This is a genomic window from Neptuniibacter pectenicola (genome assembly GCF_001597735.1).
In the GTDB taxonomy this organism is placed as follows: Bacteria; Pseudomonadota; Gammaproteobacteria; order Pseudomonadales; family Balneatricaceae; genus Neptuniibacter; species Neptuniibacter pectenicola.
On the sequence record NZ_LUTS01000005.1, the window covers coordinates 73,416 to 86,894 of the forward strand.

Genomic DNA, 13,479 nt, shown 5'->3' on the forward strand with positions numbered 1-13,479 from the left:
CATAATACCGCGTCGATTGGATACGGTATTATTTTATGCTCGGTGGCTTGTCCTTAGACAGGCGATAAATGACACCCGCATAATCATCGGATATCAGCAAACTCCCATCGTTATCCTCAATAATGTCATTAGGTCGCCCCCAGTGATTTTCATTATTGAGCCACCCGCTCACAAACGGCTTGTGACTTACCACCTTGTTGTCTTTTATCTCTAAGGCTACCACGCGATAACCTACTTTCTGGCTACTATTCCATGAGCCGTGCTCAGCAATATAGAGGGTGTGCTGATGCGCATTAGAGCTATGTGTTGAGAACGTCATGCCTAAAGGTGCGACATGGGCTCCTAGCTTGTAGGTGGCGGGTTTGTAGCTGTATTTATGCTTATTGGCATACTGTGCACTACCGTAATGGGGATCGGGCAAGCCTTGGGCATGAAAAAATGGATAACCAAAATGTTCGCCCTCCCGCTCTACATGGTTAAGCTCATCGGAAGGAAGGTAGTCACCTAAGTGATCACGGCCATTGTCGGTAAACCACAGCTGTTGGCTTTTAGGGTGCCAAGCGAAACCAACACTATTACGAACACCGTTTGCAACGGACGTGACCTGCTTATCGCTATCGAGCTTCATCAGGGATGCAAACGGCGGTTTAGGTAAGCAGATATTACAGGGGGCGCCAATATTGAAGTAAAGCGCCCCGTCAGGGCCAAACTTCAGGTACTTCCAACCATGATAAGTACTGTCGGGTAGCGCGTCGTAGTACACCTCAGGGTTGGGTAAGAGGTAAGGAACTAATGGCAGGATATTTTTGTATCTGAGGATGCGGGAAATCTCTGCTACATAGAGATCATTTCCCTTTATGGCGATGCCGCTGGGCATATTGAGCTTATTGGCGATGACGACGGTTTGCTCATAAATGCCATCGTTGTTTTTATCAATAAACCCATACACTTTTCCTGCTCGACGGCTGCCAGCAAAAAGGGTTCCATCCTTTCCGAGTGCCAGCTGACGAACATTGGGCGCTTTAGCTACAACCTCTATCCTGTATGACGGCGGTAGCGTTAATGTATCAAGCGGTAGATCGGTTGTGCCCGAAGCCGAGATCAGTACAGCCAGTAAAGAGGTCATCAATCCATCCAACGTTTATGTTTACATAGACTCCAATAAACATAGCCCCCAGACAGGGCTCTTGCCACAAAAATGGCAATAAAAGAGAACCATAACCCTTGGTTTCCATAGTCTTGTGTTAGCCACCAAAGGGGTAAAAATACGATAAAAACAGAAAAAAGCATCGTATTTTGCATCGCTTTAAATTGCGTCGCGCCCACAAAAATTCCATCCAGGAGAAAGCTCCAGACACCGATCAATGGCAGCGCGATGATCCAAGGAAGGTACGCTTTTGCGGTTGTGCGTACGGTTTCAATATCGGTAAGTAGGTTGATAATGAGATCGCCAGCCAGCCAGAACGCCAATGAAAGTAGGGCGGCTGTACCTACAGACCAGCTTAAGGCGCTGACCAGTGATTGGTAGAATGTGGCTAACTTTTTAGCCCCGATATACTTGCCTGAAAGGGCTTCTGTTGCGTGGGCAAAACCATCTAGCCAGTTAGAGATTAATAATAAGAAGTTAAGTAAAACCGCATTGGCTGAGAGAATATCCGTACCTTGTTTTGCGCCTTGGGCGGTAAAAAAGGCAATGGAACCTAAAATACAGAGTGTACGAATAAAGAGATAACGGTTTACCGCAATCAAATTAATGTAATCACTGAGCCGTTTTAGGCAGGCGATCTCAAGCTGAGAGGAAACATGCTTGAGGTGTCTTTTGGCTAAATAAAGGCCAAGTATTAGTGCGAAATATTCAGAAAAAACGGTGGCCGCCGCCACCCCATCCGCATGCATACCTAAGCCATAGACCGCGAGGATATCCAACAGCATATTGATGATGTTGGTGACTAATAATAAGAGCAGTGGAATACGGGTGTTTTGGTTGCCGACAAACCAGCCCAGTAGGGCGTAATTACATAAGACGGCAGGCGCCCCTAGGATACGGATTTCACTGTATTTTAAGGCTTCGGTTGTCACAATTGGCTCGGCATCCATGAGTGATAAGGCGAGGCTGATGATTGGGGTGCGAAATAATAGAATCAGCAGTCCTATTGCGGTGGCCAGTATGAGCGACTGTGCAAGCAGTTGGCGATTTAAGGCGCCATTATCGTCCCCCAGCGCTTGGGCGGTCATGCCCGTGGTGCCCATGCGTAAAAAGCCAAATGCCCAGTACAGCACGGAGAAGATCATACTGCCCACAGCCACCGCACCTAGGTGATGACTTTCGGGCAGATGGCCAATAACGGCGGTATCCACCAAACCTAATAGGGGAACCGTGATATTGGATAGCATAAGGGGCCAAGCCAACGCCCATACTTGCTGATGGCGTTGGCGATCTGGCCAATATTTAGTCAGTGCGGTGATCATGCCTGCTGTTTGGTCGGCAGACTATAAAGGGCGATAAAGATCGCCAGCGAGGCAACAACAACGGAAGGACCCGCGGGGGTATCAAAATGCCATGACAGCGTAATACCACCGATAATAGAAAGGCAGCCAATAATACCGGCACCTACAGCCATCTGTTCGGGGGTACGCGCCAAGCGCCGTGCGGCCGCTGCGGGAATAATAAGCAACGAGGTAATCAGCAATAAGCCAACGATCTTCATCGCGATGGCAATGACGATGGCAATTAAGAGCATCAAAATTAAGCGTGTTGCGGGTACGTTGACCCCTTCTACATGGGCGAGTTCTTCATTGATCGTGATGGCAAGCAGAGGCTGCCAGAGCAGCTTTAACAGCAGTAAAACGCCGAAGCCGCCGCCGTATATCCAGAAGAGATCTTGCGGGCTTACGGCTAAGAGATCACCAAAAAGATACGACATTAAATCAACGCGAATCTCTAATAGGGCAACGGCGACTAAGCCGAGCGACAAGGCGCTATGGGCCATAATACCCAGCAGTGTGTCCGTCGCCACCATACGTTGACGCTGTAAGGTCACGAGGGAAACAGCAAGGCCTACACAGCAGATGATCACCGCTAAGTTAAGGTTGATATCGAGTAGAAAACCAATGGATACGCCAAGCAGGGCCGAATGGGCAAGGGTGTCACCAAAGTAAGCCATGCGCCGCCAAACGACAAAAGAACCAAGAGGTCCAGCCACGGTCGCAACGCCTAAACCGCCAAGTAGGGCGAAGATCAGAAAATCAGGCATTAGCAGCACCCTTTTTTGTTACGAGGGTTATGATCACTGGCAGGATCTGGAATCGCGTTTCCCTGTTCATCATGGTTATGATTATGGTGGTGGCTATATACGGCTAATTGCTCGCTACCTTTAATGCCAAATAACTCGGTGAAGGAGGGGTCGTTAGTGACATGCTCGGGGTGCCCCGAGCAGCATACATGGTGGTTGATGCAGACAACATGATCGGTAGAGGCCATGACTAAATGAAGGTCGTGACTGATCATTAACACGCCGCATCCGCGTTCATCGCGTATGCGAGAGATAAGGTTATAGAGTTCTAATTGACCATTAATATCGACCCCTTGCACCGGCTCATCTAAGACGAGTAAATGGGGATCGCGTAATAGGGCGCGGGCTAACAATACCCGTTGCATCTCTCCGCCGGACAGGTGGTGAATAGATTGCTCAAGTAGCAGTGACGCTCCCACGTCGCTTAACACCGCTTTCATCTGTGCCTTGCTACAGTTTTGTGCGGTTTTTAAAAAACGCTCAACGGTGAGTGGGAAGGTTTTATCTATTTGTAATTTCTGTGGCATATAGCCGATTCGAAGATTACTTTCTTGCCATATGGTGCCACTGTCAGGCTTTAGTAAACCGAGAATAAGTCGAACTAAGGTCGTTTTTCCCGCCCCGTTAGGGCCGATTAACGTGGTAATGCAACCTTTATGCAGCTCTGTGCTGATATCTTGCAAAACATGGTTACGGCCAAAGTGAAGGTTTACCTTGTTTAACGAAATTAAGGGTTCATGGCGGTGGTGCTGGTTCATTATGGGTTTTCTCGTTGGCATTCAGGGCAGATGCCTAGTACTTCTATGGATTGTTCTTTAGGTATAAACCCAAGCTGCTTAGCTTGTGTGTTCACGGCTTTACTTATGTCTGCTGTTTCAATTTCAACCGTATTGTGACATTGGTTGCAGATTAAAAAAGAACTTTCATGGCTTTCACTGGGGTGTGGACAACCAATAAAGGCATTCAGTAAGGCGATGCGATGGACAAGCCCCTGTTCCTGTAAAAACTCCAACGCACGGTATACCGTGGGTGGCGCTGAATTGAATCCCGCCTCGGCTAACGAAGGCAGTAACTCATAGGCACCTAAGGGTTTATGACTTTGCCAGATCGTTTTGAGCACCAGTTCACGAATCGGAGTAAAGCGCAAATTCCGTTCCTCACATAAGTTTCGAGCATCAGATAAAGCATGCTCTATACAGTCCTTGTGATCATGTTCAGGTCGAAAAGCGAGTTGATATTCAGGCATAAGCGTTATCATTTGTTGTTTTATGTTATATTATAACGGAAATTATCCGAGATGTATTATATCAATGAAAAAGTTAGCTTTTATTATCCTCTTTTTGTTGTCTCCAACACTTATAGCTCAAGAGCGCTTGCAGTTGGTGGCGAGTGTTAAACCACTTCAGTTAGTTGCGCATGCTATTGTGGCAGATTTAGGGGAGGTTGACCTATTAATTCCACCGGGCGCTTCGCCCCATCATTATGCGTTAAAGCCGTCCGATATACGTGTTTTACAGAAGGCTGACCTTGTTGTCTGGGTGGGGCCGGACATGGAGCAGTTTTTGGAAAAAACGTTACAGCGATATGATCGACCTGTACTTCAGCTCATGAAAAATGATGAAGACGAGCACGAAGTCCATCATGAGGATGAGCATGAAGCGCATCATGAGCATGAGCACCAAGCCTCCCATGACGAGGCAGAAGAGGATGATGCCGATCACCACCATCATCATGGCGATGTTGATCCCCATGTATGGATGGATCCTATTTATATGTTAGAGGCAGCGGAGCATATTAAAGAGATGCTGCAGGCGCAATTTCCTGAGTTGTCGGACAAGCTAGAAGCGAACTATCAGGCGTTTAAACGCGACCTATTGTTGGCTGACAAGCAGATAAAGCAGCAGTTAACGCCTTATCAGAGTAATGGGTTTGTTGTGTTTCACGATGCGTTTTCGCTTTTTGTTGAGCACTATGGTTTAAATCAGCGTGCTTATTTCACCGTTGATCCAGCTCAAACACCGGGTGCTAAAAAGCTAGCAAGAATTGAAAGAATACTCAAAGAACCTGATGTTCGTTGTGTCTTTGTTGAGCCTCAGTTTAAGGCGCCTATTGTTGAGCGTATTGTTGATGATTTACCCGTCAATTTAGGGCGACTTGATCCTTTAGCGATAGATGTTTCGTTGACTGAGGGGTATGTGGGTTATCTGAGATCATTAGCCAACAGTATTGAAGCCTGCCTTCAGTAATTGTTTGTTAAGCGCCATCACATGCTTTGTTCATGTGATGGCTTTTCGTTCCGTGAGCTCAGGCTGAGGCTTCTATCGCTCAGCTGAGTCTTTCGCCATCATCTGTTTGAAATTCGGCATTGTTGTCTGTGATACCAATCCGTTATCCATCGCCCACTGGGCTTGGTCTTCTATTGAGCGAATAAACGATTCATTTAGCGAGAGTTTAAAACTGTAATCCTGCCAGACCCAGTCGATAAAGCGACGACTGAGCTTGAGGTGACGGCGTAGAATGAGCTGGGATTCATTCGGGTGGGCAGCGATATAATGCACCGCTTTATTCAGCGCGATCGTTATTTTTTCTTTAACCTCTTTGTCTTGTCCGTTTGGGGTTGATGTGAGCAGGGCATTATTGTTTAAGCCGATCAGGCTAAACGAAAAGCTATAGAGCCCTTTCGTGTTCATAATGACAATATCATCATTTAATTTGTGGCTGATGTAAGCAAACGGTTCCCATGCCGAAATTGCATCAACCTCGCCCGATGAGAGTGCTGTTGGAAGTTCGTTAGCAAAGTAGGACCTTATATTGACCTCAGCGATATTTTCCCCCGCGTGGTTAAGCCATAGGTGGAGGAAATACTCACTGGCACTGCCTTTAACAACGCCGACCGTTTTATGCTTTAAATCCTGCGGGCTATTAATGTTGTTTTTCTTGAGTGAAACTATTTTTATATCATTATCTGTCGTTGCGAAACTGGTTATGACCTCAAAATTAGTCGGTGTAAAGCTGTTAAACATGATGACGCTGTTAGACACCGTCGCAACATCGGCTTTCCCTGTTTGAAGTGCGATATAGCATTGATCACCCCCTTCGATCTCTAAGATAGACACATCGAGACCTGCGTTGAGGAAAAATCCTTTAACTTTGGCGATATAGATGGGCGCTGAAAGCGGTGTTGTTGAGACCGCAATTTTTACTTGAGATAGAGGGCTTGCGTGTGAGCCGCCATGAGTAATAGGGCTCCATAGCGCGTAGAGAGCAAGGCAAAACGTGCAGCCAGTCTTTAAGATTCCATTCATTTGATCTCTTTATCTTTCGATTGCTGTGAAGACAAAATTAAAAAAACGGTTAGCAGCGATAACGGTGGGTGTGATCAGGATCACAACTCTATTGAGTATAGGAAAGGTTTTTACGTTTTGTTTAAAATTTATAAGAAATAGGGAAGGGAACGTGAAGCAGGATAGAGTTGAGGGAGCGCTATCCTGTCAAATCCCGCTCCCCAAAAGGGTGAATCGGATGAAGGGAGGGTGTGATTAATTAGCCAATAATACGATCTGAACGATAGCTGGTAGGATCGCAATCGCTAAACCCCCTAGAACCATCAAAACTGATTGGGTAATTCCAACAACTTCAACATTTTCTTCTACATGGCTCATGGCTAAGCTCCTGAGTGTTTCTGTATTAATAATGGTTAAGAGCATTGCAGGCATGATGCCAACCTTGTTAAGAAAGTTAACCTTTTGTTTATATTATGTTTTTTTCTTTGTTTGGTTGCAGGTAATAGATAATATGCAAATTATGACATGTCTAATATGACATGCGGCAGTCTGTCGAGGTCGGCATGGCTTAAAAGCGGCGTAGGGGGCCGCTAGGTGATGAGTCTACTCACAGGCGTGGTCATTGCTTTGGCTTACTTGGCGGAAGATCTGTATGGCTGACCAACTAAATAACCCCGCCATAATGGACGCGACAATAAGATCAGGCCATGCGGTATTGCTTTGCCACACCCCGAGTGCCGCAATCATAACGGCAATATTACCAATGGCGTCATTCCGGCTACAGAGCCAAACCGAGCGAACGTTGGCGTCCCCATTTCTAAAGCGTAATAGAATCAATACACTGATGACGTTAGCGGTAAACGCTAGTGCGCCAATTGACCCCATCGTGACGGCTTCAGGGGTTTGCATAAAGATAACCCTATAGAGGGTCATACCAAACACAGCTACCCCCATAATCATCAGGCTAGCGGCTTTAAATAGAGCGGCTCTATTGCGTATCCGTAGCGGTCTGCCGATAACAAGTAGGGATAAGGTATAGGTTGCGGTATCGCCTAAAAAATCCAGTGCGTCGGCCTGTAACGCTTGCGAGCTGGCCTGAAAGCTCGCGCCCATCTCAATAAGAAACATCAACCCATTGATGGCGATAACCCACCACAAGGCGCGTTTATACTCGGGTGATGCACCGTCGAAGTGGTGGTCGTTGTTACAGCATGAGCCCATATGTACTCCGCAGCGTATAAAGTTTGTAGTGAACTTTGTTGGAAGGAGAAGATCTCATTATAAACAGATATTACTACCCAAGTAGCATGGTGGATGTTTTTTATCCCCCTACACTCAATAGATCGTTCATTAAAGTAGGAAAGATTATGGCCTGGATAGTTAATCTACAACGCGTGGCGATGACTTTGCTGCTGTTGAGTCTCTCGTTGACGAGTTTTGCTGATGCGCTTGTGGGTAAAAAGCAGATCTCACTTGTGGATAAAAAGGGTGTGGAGGTTGTTGTTGGGGATATAACGTTTTATCCACAGGCTGAAGGGAGCCGGTATGAGCTTCATATAAACCACGATAAATTTAAGGATTACTTCCTTTCGATGAAAGAGATGAAGTGCCTAGAAGGGCCTGAGCTATGGTGCCACCTAGCCTATCCTTACCCCCAACCCCATGAAGTGTCGAATGACGACCTTAGCTGGCTCTCCCATGACCTGTTGTTTATGTTCAAAAAGAAAGAGGACTTTGGCGCTAACTTTTGGAACGGCATTTACTACCATATGCAGGTGGACGGTGATTTGATCCGCGGAGAGGCGCAAGCTGTCGATCTTAATTTACTGGCATCCCCGCCTGATGACCTGACAGTCCCACCTTTGGGTGAGCCTGAACGTGATGAGATTGATCACAATAAACGGTGGTTACCTCAGCTTATTATTCGCTGATCGGCTTTCTTTATTCCATTTATATTCAGCTTGCTGCCCCTATGCTGTATAGGTGGATAGGAGCCGCTATTGTGAATATTAAAGGGTACGACTACAGACGACTTTTTCTATTGGCCCTGCTCGCGGGGCTAACGGGCTGTGCGAGTTTAAGTGAGGACCAGTGCGTCACCGGTGATTGGTATGGAATTGGTTATAGCGATGGGCTTCAGGGGCGCACGGAAGCCTCATTGGCGAATCATCAAGAAGCCTGTGCCGAATATACAATAACCCTCAATGTTGATGCCTATTTGCAGGGGCGAGAAGAGGGAATCGCACTGTATTGTCAGCCGGATAATGGCTACCGCTTAGGTCGCAACGGTTCGCAGTACAATTATGTTTGCCCTCAACACTTAGCGCCTCGTTTTCTTGAAACCTATCAACAAGGCCGCAAGGTCTATCTGCAAGAGAAGCAGGTACAAGCGTTAGAGGATGAGGTTGAGCTTAAAACGAAAGAGGCAACCGCCTTCGCGGCACGGATCGATCACACTGAAAAACGGCTTGTGAGCGAAGGGAGTTCCAGTGTTGAACGGCAAAAGCTCCTGTTCAAACTCCGAGAGTTAGAGCGTGAACAACGTTTTACTAAACGAGAACTGGTTGAGTTAGAGCATCGGCTTATTAGAGAGAAAGCACACTTATTTGATTTAGAGTAAGGCTGAAACGGCCTCGTAATGGGGCGGTGTAGCTTCACCCTTTTGCCCCGTACCTAGCGACCTCTTCCGTTCAGCGCGTTCCCTTCCCTTATTTTTACTGAGGCCGCTACCCTCAGACACCCTATAAGCGCCCTCCGGCATTGCGGTAATTTTTGAACTGTCGCCGATCCATAGTGTCAGAACAGCGATATGTGGATAACCTTGCGGAGTGTTTGATGGATCTTTGGTTGATTTTTCTAGTGTCAGGTTTGGCATTAGGCTCAATTTTACTGTCGCGTAAAACCAGCCATGCCGGTGGCTTTTTTCGTGGTGAGTCGGCAGATGGTTCTGCACCGGGGTTACTGACGTTAATCTTTTCCCAAGTCACCACATGGATCTTTGCCCGTTCTCTACTTAATGCCGCCATTCTCGGTTTTTACTATGGTATTTGGGGCACATTGGCTTATGCGGCGTACTACCTCTCTTTTCTTACCGGTGGGCGGATTATCGATCACCTACGGTTTGAGCAGGGCTATGACAGCGTACAAGCCTTTTTGAGCGACCGCTTTGGCGTGTGGGGCGGACGTTGTTATAACGTTGTGGTGGGTGTGCGCTTGGTGAGTGAGGTCTTTGCTAACTTATTGGTGATTGGCATTCTATTTGGTGCTGCGGGTTCCCAGTCTTATACCTTGGCAGTTATTGGCTTGGCCGCGGTCACACTGTTTTATTCTATGCTCGGTGGCTTGCATGCGTCTTTGCGTACCGATGTGATGCAGATGGTGATTTTTCTTGTGGTGCTGGCGGTCTTGCTCATCATCGTATTGGGGGGCGGTCATTTCACCGTTGAGCTATTCGCGTTTAAGCCGTTTGATATCAGTCAGCCTGGACCGATTCTTTTGCTTGTCGCGCTATTGCAGGTGTGGAGCTACCCCATGCATGACCCTGTCATGATGGATCGAGGATTTTTAGCCGATAGGGCGACCACAAAACGTAGTTTTCTGCATGCGGGCTGGATCAGCAGTCTCAGTGTGATAGCGTTTGGCTCTTTAGGTGTTATCGCGGGTGCGAATGCGTTGACGGGTGAAGATATGCATCAAGCCTTAAGTCGGCTATTGGGCGAGTTCCCCATGTTCCTGTTTAGTGCCTCGTTAGTGATTTCGGCCATGTCTACCTTGGACAGTACGTTGACCAGTTCAGCCAAAATGATGGTGTTGGATATGCGGTTAATGTCCGCTAGCCTCCGTAATGGGCGTATGGTCATGGCGCTCTTTATGTTGCTTGGTTTGCTGTTAGTGTTTATTGGAAATAAGGATCTTTTTAGCGCCGTGGCGGTGAGTGGTACGGCGTCCATGTATCTGGTGCCGGTTATCTTTTTTAGTTTATGGGGTAACCGCCGTGATATTCCGGTTTGGAGTTATCTCGGTAGTTTCATTTTAGCGGTGAGCGGCTCGCTGCTCTATTTTACCGAATCATCGATGTATACCGCACTGTTAGGCGAGGTGCATAAATACACCAAACTGTTGTGGATTTGTATTGTGGTGATGGTTGGGGGATGTGCCCTGTTTATGATCGGCGGCGCAAGCCAGAAGCAGCTGCAACCTGTTATTAATAACTCATAGTGAAGAGTAGGACAATTATGGATCTTGGTACGCTGCATAGCCCCGTACTTATTTTTGGTGGCCCCTATAGCAACCTAGCGGCAACGCAGGCGATGCAGGCTGAAGCTGCTCGTCTTGGCATTCCCGCTCAGCAGGTGATCTGCACGGGCGATTTAGTGGCGTACTGTGCAGAGCCTGAAGCCACGGTCCAATTGATACGTGACTGGGGTATTTCTGTGGTGATGGGGAATTGTGAAGAATCCCTCGCTCAAAATGCGCCTGATTGTGGCTGTGGTTTTGATCAGGGGAGTGCGTGCTCTCTTCTATCTGTGGAATGGTATAACTTTAGCAACAAACGCCTGCCCGCTGATGATAAGCAGTGGATGTCGACCCTTCCCCGTAGATTGACATTCAGTTTAAACGGCCAGCGGTTTACGGTGGTTCATGGTAGCTATGAGCGGATTAATGAGTTTGTTTTTGCCAGTGAGGATAAGGCGCTTAAAGTGCATCAGCGTCAGCTCGCAGAGAGTGATGTGCTGATTGGGGGACATTGCGGTTTACCTTTTGGCACGGCGTTAGGGCCGGGTTATTGGTTAAATAGTGGTGTGATCGGGATGCCCGCCAATGATGGTACAAGAGATGGCTGGTATATGCTTCTGCAACCGGTTGATGGCCAGATTAACGTGAGTTGGCATCGGTTAGCGTACGATGCAAACCATGCTGCGGAGCGTATGAGGCAGGCGATGTTATCGGATGCCTATGCTAACGCGTTGATGACAGGTCTGTGGCCTAGTGTGGATATATTACCCGCTGCCGAACAGGCACAAACAGGGACGAGACTGGAGATAGCGCCGCTATTGATGACGCCTTAGGTTATTATTTTATTTCGACCACTACGTTTGGCGGCATACAAGCAGGTATCGGCGGCGTCTAAGGCGGACTCTAATGAGGGGAGTTGTGGGTTAACTTCTATCGCGCCGATACTAATCGTAAAAAATATTTCGCGTTTATCCGAAATAATGGGGGTGTTTTCGACAAGGCGTCGTAAACGCTCTAAGCCCTTTTTTGCTTCGCAAAGGGGCTGGCTTATGATCATGGAAAACTCTTCACCGCCGATGCGGGCGACAATATCGTTTTCGCGCATATGGTTAGTCAGCAGCTTGGCGAGCTGAATCAGTACATCATCCCCAATACTATGACTATATCTATCATTGATGCGTTTAAAATAATCGATATCGATCATGGCAATGGTTAAGGGTTCGTTAGTACGTTGGTGACGTTTCCATACCTTTTTCCCCTCTTTTGAGAACCCTCGGCGGTTTAATAGGTTTGTTAGGGAATCGGTAATCGCTTGTGTATGAAATTTCTGCTTTTCGTACTCCAGTTCGAGTAAGGCTTTTGTGAGTTTATCTTCAGATGCTTGTAACGCGGTGTTTCGAGCGGCTAAGAGCTGGGTACTTTTTTCCTTTTGCGCCATGAGTTGACGAATGTTGCAGATCATCTCGGAAAAGACATTGCTGAGGGAGTTAATCTCCGTGTGCCGAGAGGCGAGTTTAGGGTCCGCTTGAACATTAAAATCCCCCTGGGCGGCTTTTACGGCTAAGTGCTCTAGATGCTTAATGGGTGTAGTGATTCTTTTTGCAAAGTAATAGGCGATGAGGGAGCCAATTAGAATAAACACAACACAGAGGTGGAGGATTTTATTTCGCACCTCTCTGAGGCCACTGTAAAACTCGATAAGATTGATATTTGTACCGATAAACCAATCCCATTCGGCCACGTAAGTCACCGCGGCTGCGCGGGGGGAGGCGCTGGATTCACCTAAGTCTTGCCACTCATAAAAGATGATCTCACTTCCGCCTGGAGGGGCGCTTTTTGCGGAGCTTATTAAGTGCTCTACGATGGAGTGTCCATGCTGGTCGACAATATTGAGCATATTCTCGCCGTTCCTGAGGTTGTCTTTAGAAACGATATACTCCCCTTGGCCGTTAAATACCCAAATATAACCGGATTTTCCTATACGTTCAGATGCAAGTCGGTCTCTTAGCTCATTTTGTAGTCCCACTTCAAAGTCGTGGCTTTTATAGTCTGTTTCGTTAATCGTGACGCCGAGCACCATCTGCCAATTATCTAAGTAAGTTAGGGCCGTTTGTCTATAAATAATACCGTTAGGGTTGGTGCTCCAAGGGTGTTTGATGATGGTGGTTTGCCCCGAAAGGATGTAGGGCATCTCTTTTTTGATGTGGCTGATGAGGTTCGCATACAGCGTTGGGTTGGTCAGACTCGGCAGCAGTTGATTGTTGATAACGGGATTGAAATTTTCATCTAAAAGAAAGATATGCCCGCTTCTATTTAAACGAAATTGACTGAGGGTTTGTAGTGCCGAGTGCAGCGTTGTATCGCCATAGGTGGGTTTCATCTGTGCAGGGTAGGTTTGGAAAATACTTTTACTCAGCTGGGCGACAGACTTAATGCGTTTAAGTACTAACGCTTCTTCACGCCTTAAGACGCGTTCATTTTGTGCGATAAAATCGTAGGCCTGTGAGCGCACTTCTTGGCTATGCTTATGTAATTGGGATTCGAGGGTTTGTTTGGCAAAACTTTGATACGCATAGTAGCCTACCATCCCCATTAAAACGGTGGGAAGTGTCACGAGTAAGATGCAAATAAAGAGTAGTTCCCATTTTAAGCTGAGATGGTTCATT

14 protein-coding genes are annotated in these 13,479 nt (G+C 47.1%); 5 read left to right on the forward strand and 9 right to left on the reverse strand.

The annotated features are described in order from the left end of the window. Positions 1-28: 28 nt before the first annotated feature. The 5 genes from A3773_RS08160 to A3773_RS08180 are packed head-to-tail and all read right to left on the reverse strand — an operon-like array spanning position 29 to position 4,539. Positions 29-1,126: a PQQ-dependent sugar dehydrogenase gene (locus A3773_RS08160; RefSeq protein ID WP_067984881.1), complete on the reverse strand. Its 1,098-nt coding sequence runs from the start codon at positions 1,124-1,126 to the stop codon at positions 29-31. Further along, positions 1,126-2,469: an MATE family efflux transporter gene (locus A3773_RS08165; RefSeq protein ID WP_067984883.1), complete on the reverse strand. Its 1,344-nt coding sequence runs from the start codon at positions 2,467-2,469 to the stop codon at positions 1,126-1,128. Before A3773_RS08165 ends, A3773_RS08160 begins: the two co-directional genes overlap by 1 nt. Then, positions 2,466-3,254: a zinc ABC transporter permease subunit ZnuB gene (gene znuB, locus A3773_RS08170; protein WP_067984885.1), complete on the reverse strand. Its 789-nt coding sequence runs from the start codon at positions 3,252-3,254 to the stop codon at positions 2,466-2,468. Before znuB ends, A3773_RS08165 begins: the two co-directional genes overlap by 4 nt. Then, positions 3,254-4,051 carry a zinc ABC transporter ATP-binding protein ZnuC gene (gene znuC / locus A3773_RS08175; RefSeq protein WP_067984887.1) on the reverse strand — a complete coding sequence of 266 codons (798 nt, stop codon included), beginning with the start codon at positions 4,049-4,051 and terminating at the stop codon, positions 3,254-3,256. The genes znuB and znuC overlap by 1 nt, the downstream gene beginning before the upstream one ends. After that, positions 4,051-4,539 (reverse strand): Fur family transcriptional regulator, encoded by a 489-nt coding sequence (locus tag A3773_RS08180; RefSeq protein ID WP_067984889.1) that lies wholly within the window; start codon positions 4,537-4,539, stop codon positions 4,051-4,053. The genes znuC and A3773_RS08180 overlap by 1 nt, the downstream gene beginning before the upstream one ends. A gap of 64 nt (positions 4,540-4,603) precedes the next feature. On the opposite strand from A3773_RS08180, the gene znuA reads away from it, so the two are divergent. Next, positions 4,604-5,539, forward strand: a complete 936-nt coding sequence (gene znuA / locus A3773_RS08185; RefSeq protein ID WP_067984890.1) for a zinc ABC transporter substrate-binding protein ZnuA — start codon at positions 4,604-4,606, stop codon at positions 5,537-5,539. Positions 5,540-5,611: 72 nt separating this feature from the next. Here the strand turns inward: znuA and A3773_RS08190 are convergent, their stop codons facing one another. The 3 genes from A3773_RS08190 to A3773_RS08195 form a co-directional block, all read right to left on the reverse strand. Further along, on the reverse strand, positions 5,612-6,598 hold the full coding sequence (locus A3773_RS08190) for an ABC transporter substrate-binding protein (RefSeq protein WP_067984892.1): 987 nt from the start codon (positions 6,596-6,598) through the stop codon (positions 5,612-5,614). A gap of 234 nt (positions 6,599-6,832) precedes the next feature. After that, on the reverse strand, positions 6,833-7,009 hold the full coding sequence (locus A3773_RS17805; RefSeq protein ID WP_156473475.1) for a hypothetical protein: 177 nt from the start codon (positions 7,007-7,009) through the stop codon (positions 6,833-6,835). Between the two features lie 171 nt (positions 7,010-7,180). Beyond that, positions 7,181-7,798: a cation efflux transmembrane domain-containing protein gene (locus A3773_RS08195; RefSeq protein WP_067984893.1), complete on the reverse strand. Its 618-nt coding sequence runs from the start codon at positions 7,796-7,798 to the stop codon at positions 7,181-7,183. Between the two features lie 146 nt (positions 7,799-7,944). Here A3773_RS08195 and A3773_RS08200 point away from each other — a divergent pair, with 146 nt between their 5' ends. The 4 genes from A3773_RS08200 to A3773_RS08215 all read left to right on the forward strand — a co-directional run bounded on the left by A3773_RS08200 (position 7,945) and on the right by A3773_RS08215 (position 11,646). Beyond that, positions 7,945-8,508, forward strand: coding sequence for a hypothetical protein (locus A3773_RS08200; protein WP_067984895.1), 564 nt, complete (start codon positions 7,945-7,947; stop codon positions 8,506-8,508). A 71-nt stretch (positions 8,509-8,579) separates the two neighbouring features. Beyond that, positions 8,580-9,197 carry a DUF2799 domain-containing protein gene (locus tag A3773_RS08205; protein ID WP_067984897.1) on the forward strand — a complete coding sequence of 206 codons (618 nt, stop codon included), beginning with the start codon at positions 8,580-8,582 and terminating at the stop codon, positions 9,195-9,197. 215 nt (positions 9,198-9,412) lie between these two features. Further along, a complete protein-coding gene (locus tag A3773_RS08210; protein WP_067984899.1) occupies positions 9,413-10,795 on the forward strand; it encodes an SLC5/6 family protein in 1,383 nt (460 codons plus the stop codon). Positions 10,796-10,812: 17 nt separating this feature from the next. Then, entirely contained in the window at positions 10,813-11,646 is an 834-nt protein-coding gene (locus A3773_RS08215) for a metallophosphoesterase family protein (protein WP_067984902.1), read from the forward strand. Here A3773_RS08215 and A3773_RS08220 read toward each other — a convergent pair. Next, entirely contained in the window at positions 11,643-13,478 is a 1,836-nt protein-coding gene (locus A3773_RS08220) for a diguanylate cyclase (RefSeq protein WP_067984904.1), read from the reverse strand. The two genes, A3773_RS08215 and A3773_RS08220, sit on opposite strands and share 4 nt — an antisense overlap. Between the last annotated feature and the right edge of the window lies 1 nt (position 13,479).

What these genes read in the sequence shown, in the direction of transcription:
- A3773_RS08215 (WP_067984902.1), top strand. Translation starts at nt 10,813, where the DNA reads ATGGATCTTGGTACGCTGCATAGCCCCGTACTTATTTTTGGTGGCCCC.
- znuA (WP_067984890.1), top strand. Translation starts at nt 4,604, where the DNA reads ATGAAAAAGTTAGCTTTTATTATCCTCTTTTTGTTGTCTCCAACACTT.
- A3773_RS08180 (WP_067984889.1), bottom strand. Translation starts at nt 4,539, where the DNA reads ATGCCTGAATATCAACTCGCTTTTCGACCTGAACATGATCACAAGGAC.
- A3773_RS08165 (WP_067984883.1), bottom strand. Translation starts at nt 2,469, where the DNA reads ATGATCACCGCACTGACTAAATATTGGCCAGATCGCCAACGCCATCAG.
- A3773_RS08210 (WP_067984899.1), top strand. Translation starts at nt 9,413, where the DNA reads ATGGATCTTTGGTTGATTTTTCTAGTGTCAGGTTTGGCATTAGGCTCA.
- A3773_RS08190 (WP_067984892.1), bottom strand. Translation starts at nt 6,598, where the DNA reads ATGAATGGAATCTTAAAGACTGGCTGCACGTTTTGCCTTGCTCTCTAC.
- A3773_RS17805 (WP_156473475.1), bottom strand. Translation starts at nt 7,009, where the DNA reads ATGCCTGCAATGCTCTTAACCATTATTAATACAGAAACACTCAGGAGC.
- A3773_RS08200 (WP_067984895.1), top strand. Translation starts at nt 7,945, where the DNA reads ATGGCCTGGATAGTTAATCTACAACGCGTGGCGATGACTTTGCTGCTG.
- A3773_RS08160 (WP_067984881.1), bottom strand. Translation starts at nt 1,126, where the DNA reads ATGACCTCTTTACTGGCTGTACTGATCTCGGCTTCGGGCACAACCGAT.
- znuB (WP_067984885.1), bottom strand. Translation starts at nt 3,254, where the DNA reads ATGCCTGATTTTCTGATCTTCGCCCTACTTGGCGGTTTAGGCGTTGCG.
- A3773_RS08195 (WP_067984893.1), bottom strand. Translation starts at nt 7,798, where the DNA reads ATGGGCTCATGCTGTAACAACGACCACCACTTCGACGGTGCATCACCC.
- A3773_RS08220 (WP_067984904.1), bottom strand. Translation starts at nt 13,478, where the DNA reads ATGAACCATCTCAGCTTAAAATGGGAACTACTCTTTATTTGCATCTTA.
- znuC (WP_067984887.1), bottom strand. Translation starts at nt 4,051, where the DNA reads ATGAACCAGCACCACCGCCATGAACCCTTAATTTCGTTAAACAAGGTA.